This window comes from Streptomyces sp., assembly GCF_019510245.1.
GTDB lineage: Bacteria > Actinomycetota > Actinomycetes > Streptomycetales > Streptomycetaceae > Streptomyces.
In genome coordinates, this window is sequence record NZ_JAEKKT010000385.1 from 1 (window position 1) to 7661 (window position 7661).

The window sequence follows — 7661 nt, forward strand, 5'->3', positions numbered from 1 at the left end:
CTCACCGTGACCACCCTGCGCAATGTCGTGGGATCCATGGACCTGGAAAAGACGCTCACCTCACGGGACACCATCAACAGCCAGCTCCGCGGCGTACTGGACGAGGCCACCGGCAAGTGGGGTCTGAGGGTCAACCGGGTGGAGATCAAGGCCATCGATCCGCCGCAGTCCATCAAGGACGCGATGCAGAAGCAGATGCGGGCCGAGCGGGACAAGCGGGCCGCGATTCTCGGGGCCGAGGGACAGCGCCAATCGCAGATCCTCACCGCCGAAGGCGACAAGCAGGCGGCCGTCCTGCGCGCGGAGGGTAACCGTACCGCTGCGATCCTCCAGGCCGAGGGTCAGTCCCGGGCCATCGACGAGGTCTTCCAGGCCGTGCATCGCAACGACCCCGACCCCAAACTCCTGGCCTACCAGTACCTGCAGACCCTGCCCCAACTGGCGCAGGGCTCGGGGAACAACTTCTGGGTGATTCCCAGCGAGATCACCTCCGCGCTCCAGGGCGTGTCCCGCGCCTTCACCGAGGTGCTGCCCCAGTCCCCGGCCACCCGCGAGAAACCCTCGGACGACAGCGCTGAGCGGGCCGCTGACGACGCGGCGCAGGCCGCGGAAGCCGCCGCCGCGGCCCTCGCCGACGCGGCCGAGGCCGACCGCGCCATTCCTGATGGCCTGCCGTCCACCCGGCCTCGCTGACGGTGGGTGACGATCACCGGCCGACGAGCCTGCGGGCCCTTGTGCTGTAGCCGGTGGCCTTCACGAGCCTCCGGGAGCTCGGCGACGGCGACCGGATGGGCATCCATCCAGAAGCCGTCCGTCCAAGTCACCGGGTGCACGGGCCGCTCCTCCGAATAGAAGTCGGCCGCTCCGGTCGGGAACGTTCCGCCGGCCTTGCAGCAGCGAAACGGGGCAGCAGCAGGGGATGAAGCCGCAACCGCGTTTCACGCTGGCCGCGACGACACTTGACGCACCGGACGCCCACGAGTTGGCGCAGTTCTATCAGGGTCTGCTCGGATGGTCGGTGCGGAAGCTGGAACCCGCCTGGGTGGAGATCGGTCCGCCCGATGGCGGTCCAGGGCTGTCGTTCCAGACAGAGCCACTCTTCACCCGACCGCGGTGGCCTTCCGTACGGTCCGAACAGCAGATGATGATGCATCTGGACATCGAGGTGAACGATCTGTCAGCAGCCGTCGAGCAAGCTCTTGCCCTCGGAGCGACGGTGACGGACTTCCAGCCCCAGGACGATGTACGCGTGCTGTTCGACCCGGCGGGCCACCCGTTCTGCCTCTTCGTAGGCGCCGGCCCGAACGCCTGAAAGGCCGGGTCAGGCGGTGAGCCCACGGTAGCCGATGTGGGCTGCGGCGATGCCGACGCAGAAGTGCTCGGCCTTGGGTGCCGCCATGCGGGCGTGGCCTGCTTGACCAGCCGGACCTCCGCCTGCACAGTCGGGAAGCGGCACCGCAGCGGCACTGCCTCAAGCTGCCGACCGGTCCGTCCGTCGATAGGTGGCACACGGCCCTGATACCCAGGAGCGGCTGATCCGATGGTCCTCGACCTGGTTGTGATCGCTACGGCCGTCACCCTGGGGCCTTTGCACAACAGCGCCTTCATGCTGCTGCTCTCCTCACGGCACGGTGTTCGCCAGGGCCTGGCGTTCTTGTTGTCGTGGCTGGCCAACATGATCGCGGTGATCGCTTGCGTGGTGTTGCTGACCGGCGGTCAGCCTCCGGCCCGTCACAGCGCGCCCTCGACCGCCGCCGGCTATGCGAAACTCGCCATCGGCCTGGCACTGGTGCTGTACGGCGTACACCGGCACTTCCGGCCGCCCCGCCCGCACGGTCCGCCCCGCTGGGCCGCCCGGGTCGACAACGCCTCCCCGGCCACGGCAGCCGGCCTGGCATGGCTGCTGCAGCCCTGGGCACTGGTCGGCGCCGGAGCCGCGACCGCCGTCGACGCGAACCTCTCCACGCTGGCCGACTGGCTCGCGTTGGCCGGCTACTGCCTGCTGGCCACCCTCAGCCTTATCGCCATGGAGATGTACGTGGTCTGGGCGCCCGCCGTCGCGAACGCCCGGTTGAGCGCCCTGCGGGAGTGGCTCGCGCAGCATCAGGAGCGGCTGGTCGTCATGTTCGCCCTGCTGCTCGGACTGTGGCTGACAGCCCGGAGCATCGCCGAGCTGGTCGCCTGACAAGTACGGCCCGAGTCACCAGGTTCCATCGCGGTGCGGTGGGCCGTAGCCCCCACCCCGCTCACTGTGACCACCTCAGGAGAAGTCGGCTTCGGTGATGCCGTCGGGATGTCCGAACGGCCACTCCACCAGCTCGATCCGGTAGCCGTCCGGGTCGGTGAGCCACGACGTCTTCGGACCGTCGGGGCCGCCCGGATACTGGACGGGCTCCGGCTCCAGGCCGGCTTCGGCCAGCGTCTTCAGGGTCACTGCCAGCGCGTCCACCTGGATCGCGAGGTGGTCGACTCCGCTGCCCACGTCGACACGTCCGTCCGCGGGACGGTGGACCAGTTCGAGCGAGGCCGCCGGTTCGCCGGGGAACCTGAGGATCACGAGGCGACCCCCCTCGCCGGTCTCGACCCTGCCCAACTCGACGTAGCCCAAGGCGGTGTAGAAACCCAGCGAGCGGTCCAGATCGGTGACGCGGTAGGCGACGAAGAGCGTCTTCACCCGGCCTCCCCGGGTCGGCGCACCTGGTAGCGCAGGTGCGTGACGTCTCGGTCCTCGAGCCGTCGAACGAGGTCGAGTTCGATGTGCTCACCACCGAGGTGGTCGAAGAGTCGTCGGCCGTCCCCGAGGAGGACCTGCACCAGGTGGACCTCCATCTCGTCCATCTGCCCGGCTCGGAGAAGGGCTTGGGCCGCACCGGCCCCATGGACCATGACCGGCCGGTCCCCTGCGGCGGCGCGAGCCTGGCGGGCGCAGTCCTCGACGTCGGTGACGAATCGCGCGTGGCCGGGTGGCACGTCCCCGTCGTCAACATGGTGGGTGAGGACGAAGATCGGCACGCCGTCGTGATGGTCGCCCTGCCAGCGCCCCGCGAGTTCGAAGGTCCGGCGACCGGAAATCACCGCGCCGGTCGCCAGCGCCTCGCGGTAGATCTGTCCGCTGGGACCGTCGGACTTCCGGTCGTCGAGCCAGTTGAACAGCCGTCCGCCGTTTCGTCCGAGCTCCTGACCTGGCCGATCGTCCGGCCCGGCGATATAGCCGTCGAGCGACATGGACATGTACAGCCGAATCGGATTGTGCATCCCTGCCTCCATCTCTCCTCGATGACACCGGGACCCACCGCTTCCTGGTCTGCCGACGGGGCGCGCATGTCACGAGGAAGACCTCAGGCAACCGGCGAACTCATCGGCCTGACGCGCCGGCCCTGTTGCCTGGGGGCCGGCGCGGGGAGTCGCAGTGCAGATCTGGGGATGAGAGGAGGTCGTTCAAGCTGCCTGGCACGCGGGGTGTTCGATGACGCGGCCGCGCTCGAAGCAGGCTCCGGCACAGACGAGGTGGGCGAGGTGGGGTGCGGGAGTCCAGAACGCCGGCGCTGGAGCCGGACGGGTCGCCGATGGCCGGTCGTCCGAAAGTCCTGCTCCGTCGCCGTGCGTCAGTAGCCGGTGCCGCGTTTGACCTGGGCCCGTTCGATCCCGTGGGCCGCGCCCTTGTCGTCCAGCGTGCGACACGCGTCGGCGATGTCCTGGCTCAGCCGGTCGATCTGCTCGCGGCTCAGAGTCTCCTTGACCAGGGCGCGCAGGATCTTCACCCGCTCCGCGTTGGGCGGGAGCGTGTATGCCGGCACCATCCAGCCCCGCTCGGCCGAGAGCTGCCAGGCGATGTCGGACTCGTCGTACGCATGCTTGCCGGCGAGACGGAAAGCAACCAGCGGTAGCTGCTCGAGGTCGCTCCCGATCACTTCGAAGCGGCCACTGTCGCGCAGGTTGTCCGCCAACGCGCGGGAGTTCTCCTGCATGATCTTCATGACGTAGGTGTAGCCCTGGCGGCCGAGCCGCACGAAGTTGTAGTACTGCGCGAGCACCATCGACGCACCGGTGGAGAAGTTCAGCGTGAACGTCGCGTCGGTCTTGCCCAGGTAGTTCTCGTAGAACACGAGGTCCTTGGCCAGGTCGGACTCCTCGCGGAAGACCAGCCATCCGATGCCGGGGTAGACGAGGCCGTACTTGTGTCCCGAGACGTTGATCGAACGGACCTGCTCGAGCCGGAAGTCCCATTTCGAGTCCGGGTAGAGGAAGGGCCACACGAATGCGCCGCTGGCGCCGTCGACGTGGATCGGGATGTCGAGGTCCCGCTTTTCGCGGACGTCCCGCAGGAGCTTGTCGATCCCGACGACATCGTCCTTGTGGCCGGTGAAGGTGGTGCCGAGGACGGCGACGACGCCGATCGTGTTCTCGTTGAGGTGGGGCTCCACGTCCTCGGGGCCGATCGTGTACTTGCCCTCGGCAAGCGGCACGATTCGCGGCTCGACGTCGAAGTAGCGGCAGAACTTCTCCCATACGACGTGGACGTCTCCGCCGAAGACCAGGTTGGGGCGGTCGGTGGACAGGTTCGCCGCCTGGCGGCGCTCCCGCCACTTCCACTTCAGCGACAGCGCGCCGAGCATGATCGCCTCGGACGAGCCCTGGGTCCGGCATCCGGTCGTGGGGCCAGGCGCGTGGAAGAGGTCGGCGAGCATCCGCACGCAACGCTGCTCGATCTCGGCGGAGATGGGGTACTCGGCATGGTCGATGAAGTTGCGGTGGAGGTTCTCGGCGATCAGCCGTTGCGCCTCCGGCTCCATCCAGGTGGTGACGAATGTGGCGAGGTTGCGCTGTGGGTCACCCTCCATGGCGAGATCCACGTCCACGAGCCTCATGGCGTCCGACGCAGCCATGCCTTCCTCGGGGAAGGTGTCCGAGGGAGCGGGCGCGGTCAGGAATCGGTTACCGAAAAGTAGTGCATCGTCGCGCTTGGTCATGCAGCGATTCAAACAGCGCCGGAGCGTTCCGAAGGCGAGGGACACACCAGGAGGGCACCGCGCGTCGGCTGACGGCGACGGCGGTGCCGTCATCTCAAGGGGACTACTTCATGCCGTCGGCCGGCAGGCGCTCCGGCAGCCCGAGCCGCAGGAACCGGTCGTCGTGGAAGATGACGATCTCGGTGATCGCCCCGTCGGTGATGCGCAGGACGTCGATCGTCAGCGGCAGGTACCCGCCCTCCTGCTCACGCCAGAGGTAGAAGGCGAGGGCGGGCTGCCGGTTCACCGAGGTGAGGACACAGCGCAGGCGCCCCAGGTCCGCGAACCCGTCCTCGACCCAGTTGTTCACCACCGTGTCGCGACCGACGTACAGGCCCGGGGTGGGCGGCATCGAGCTGCGGACGTCGTCCCGCAGCATGGCAGCGAGAGCGTCGACATCCTTGGCCACGCTCGCGTCGGTGAAGCGGCGCACCAGCTCGCGCGTTTCTCGGTCCTCCTCTCCGCCGGTCCAGTCCTGCCGCTCGGCGGGCAGATGCTCCCGCATGCCGGCGCGGGCCCGCTGCAGCGCGCTGTTCACGGAGTTGACGGAGTCACCGAGGCACTCCGCGACGTCCTTGGCCGGCCAGCCGAGCACGTCCCGCAGGATCAGCACGGCCCGCGGGCGCGGCGCGAGGTGCTGGACCGCGACCAGGTACGCCAGCTCGATCGTCTCCCGGGCGACGGCGACGGTCTCCGGCTCGTCCGCGCCGCCCGCGGGCACCTCGTCGAGCAGCCGGTCCGGGTAGGGCTGCAGCCACAGCACCTCGCCGCCGGTCGCCGGCTCCGGGCGGCACTTGGCGAGCAGGTCCAGGCAGGCGTTGGTCGCGATCCGGTACAGCCAGGCCCGGAACGTCGACCGCCCCTCGAAGGTCTCCCGCCGTCGCCAGGCACGGAGGAACGTTTCCTGCACGGTGTCCTCGGCGTCCTCGAACGACCCGAGCATCCGGTAGCAGTGCACGTGCAGCTCCCGCCGGTGCCGCTCGACCAGCCCGGAGAACGCCGGCTCGTCGACCTCACCCAGCCCGCTCACGTCCAGCTCCTCCAGCCGCGTGTCCGCACTCATCACGTCACCCTTACGCCTCGTCGTGTCCCGTCGTAGGTGTGACGGGTACGGGCGCGAAAACTCATCACTGGCGAGAATGGCCTGCACCATCGCGGTCGTCCGGGAGGGGCGGCAACGCGGCCTGGCCAGGATGCCAGGTCTAGTGGGTGGCGACGGCGCGTTCGCCGCGGCAGCGGATCATGCACCTGATCCGTCCCCTCGGAATCGATCGCCTAGGGTGGCGCCGTGACTGATGAGCAGGAGCGGGTGCAGCCGTCGGGAGTGTGGGCCACGGCAGTTGGGGTTGCCAGGGTGCGGGCGCTGGAGACCGAGCGGGAGAACGCGCTGTTCCGCGATCCCCTGGCACAGGCTTTCGCCACCGCCGGCGGTCTGTGGCCCGACTCGCCGCCGCCCGATGACGAGGCCGCGCAACGCCGCCGGCTGGCCGTGTCGTTCTCCATCGTCATCAGGACGAAGTTCCTCGACGACCTGTTGCAGCAGGCCTCCGCGTCCGGGGTCCGGCAGGTAGTGCTGCTCGGCGCCGGCATGGACAGTCGGGCCTTCCGGATGGACTGGCCCGAGGGCACCCGGCTGTTCGAGGTCGACACCGCCGCGCCCCTGGACTTCAAGGCTTCGGTGCTGCGCCAGGAGCGAGCAGTCGCACGCTGCGAGCGGATCACCGTCGCGGCGGATCTGCGTGCGGACTGGCCGGGCGCGCTGGCCGCCGCAGGGCACGACCCGGCCTTGCCGACCGCGTGGATCGCCGAAGGACTACTGATCTATCTGCCCGAGGACGCGGTGGAGCTGCTGCTTGCCCGGATCAGCGCGCAGTCCGCGCCAGGCAGCCGGATGGGGCTGACGTTGGGCTCGCGCGGCGTGATCGAGCGCTTCGCCGCGGACGCGGTGCCGGGATCGGCGGCGTCCATGTGGGTCTCGGAGATGCCCGACGACCCGGTGGGCTGGCTGGCAGGGCACGGCTGGGAGGCCGACACCCACACCGTGCGCGAGCGCGCTGCCGCCTACGGCCGCCCGATCAACACCCCGCCGCAGCGCGAGGAGCGGCCGGGCGGACTGATCTCGGCGGTCCGCCGGTAGCGCCGCCTTCCGATTCCCTGGACGATCGATTCCAAAAGGACCCGCTGAGTGGAGCGGCCACGGGCACATCGCCGCCCTTGCCTTCCAGCGATGAGTTTCCGGCGGTCGTGCCGTCTACCCCTCGACGAAGGGAGCGCACCATGCGCAAGATCATCGTTTGCACGTTCCTGACACTGGACGGCGTCATGCAGGCGCCGGGAGGCCCGGACGAGGACGCTGAGAGCGGCTTCGAGCACGGCGGCTGGCAGAAGCCGGTGGCCGACGACGAGGTCGGCACGGCCATCGCCGGTTGGTACGAGCACTCCGACGCGATGCTGCTCGGTCGCAAGACGTACGACATCTTCGCGTCGTACTGGCCGACCGCCGATCCCGAGAACCCGTTCACCGATCGGATGAACAGCATGCACAAGTACGTGGCGTCTCGGACCCTGACGTCCGTCGAGTGGCAGAACTCCACGCTGCTGGAGGGCGACACCGTCGATGCCGTAGGCAAGCTGAAGGCGTCCGACGGCGGC

At 69.1% G+C, this 7661-nt stretch carries 9 protein-coding genes; 5 read left to right on the forward strand and 4 right to left on the reverse strand.

Going from position 1 to position 7661, the window contains the following annotated elements; translation table 11 throughout:
* From JF597_RS52400 to JF597_RS52410, 3 genes are all read left to right on the forward strand, one after another.
* The coding region (locus JF597_RS52400) for an SPFH domain-containing protein (RefSeq protein WP_294013965.1) at window positions 1–693 on the forward strand (693 nt) is incomplete at its 5' end.
* A gap of 226 nt (window positions 694–919) precedes the next feature.
* Window positions 920–1312 carry a VOC family protein gene (locus tag JF597_RS52405; RefSeq protein ID WP_294013967.1) on the forward strand — a complete coding sequence of 131 codons (393 nt, stop codon included), beginning with the start codon at window positions 920–922 and terminating at the stop codon, window positions 1310–1312.
* Window positions 1313–1540: 228 nt separating this feature from the next.
* Window positions 1541–2185 (forward strand): GAP family protein, encoded by a 645-nt coding sequence (locus tag JF597_RS52410; RefSeq protein ID WP_294013969.1) that lies wholly within the window; start codon window positions 1541–1543, stop codon window positions 2183–2185.
* A gap of 75 nt (window positions 2186–2260) precedes the next feature.
* Here JF597_RS52410 and JF597_RS52415 read toward each other — a convergent pair whose 3' ends face one another.
* The 4 genes from JF597_RS52415 to JF597_RS52430 form a co-directional block, all read right to left on the reverse strand.
* Complete coding sequence (locus JF597_RS52415) at window positions 2261–2674, reverse strand: VOC family protein (RefSeq protein WP_294013971.1); 414 nt, start codon at window positions 2672–2674, stop codon at window positions 2261–2263.
* On the reverse strand, window positions 2671–3255 hold the full coding sequence (locus JF597_RS52420; protein WP_294013973.1) for a dihydrofolate reductase family protein: 585 nt from the start codon (window positions 3253–3255) through the stop codon (window positions 2671–2673). Before JF597_RS52420 ends, JF597_RS52415 begins: the two co-directional genes overlap by 4 nt.
* 350 nt (window positions 3256–3605) lie before the next feature.
* On the reverse strand, window positions 3606–4970 hold the full coding sequence (locus JF597_RS52425; RefSeq protein ID WP_294013975.1) for a glutamate decarboxylase: 1365 nt from the start codon (window positions 4968–4970) through the stop codon (window positions 3606–3608).
* Window positions 4971–5073: 103 nt separating this feature from the next.
* Complete coding sequence (locus tag JF597_RS52430) at window positions 5074–6072, reverse strand: RNA polymerase subunit sigma-70 (RefSeq protein WP_294013977.1); 999 nt, start codon at window positions 6070–6072, stop codon at window positions 5074–5076.
* Between the two features lie 225 nt (window positions 6073–6297).
* Between JF597_RS52430 and JF597_RS52435 the strand changes: the two genes are divergently transcribed.
* Together JF597_RS52435 and JF597_RS52440 are read left to right on the forward strand one after the other, a co-directional pair.
* Window positions 6298–7146, forward strand: a complete 849-nt coding sequence (locus tag JF597_RS52435) for a class I SAM-dependent methyltransferase (RefSeq protein ID WP_294013979.1) — start codon at window positions 6298–6300, stop codon at window positions 7144–7146.
* Window positions 7147–7286: 140 nt separating this feature from the next.
* Window positions 7287–7661: dihydrofolate reductase family protein (locus tag JF597_RS52440; RefSeq protein WP_294013981.1), on the forward strand; the 375-nt coding region annotated here is incomplete at its 3' end.

Coding starts and splice junctions, on each gene's coding strand:
- JF597_RS52430 (WP_294013977.1), bottom strand. CDS start 6,072: ATGAGTGCGGACACGCGGCTGGAGGAGCTGGACGTGAGCGGGCTGGGT.
- JF597_RS52405 (WP_294013967.1), top strand. CDS start 920: ATGAAGCCGCAACCGCGTTTCACGCTGGCCGCGACGACACTTGACGCA.
- JF597_RS52425 (WP_294013975.1), bottom strand. CDS start 4,970: ATGACCAAGCGCGACGATGCACTACTTTTCGGTAACCGATTCCTGACC.
- JF597_RS52410 (WP_294013969.1), top strand. CDS start 1,541: ATGGTCCTCGACCTGGTTGTGATCGCTACGGCCGTCACCCTGGGGCCT.
- JF597_RS52420 (WP_294013973.1), bottom strand. CDS start 3,255: ATGCACAATCCGATTCGGCTGTACATGTCCATGTCGCTCGACGGCTAT.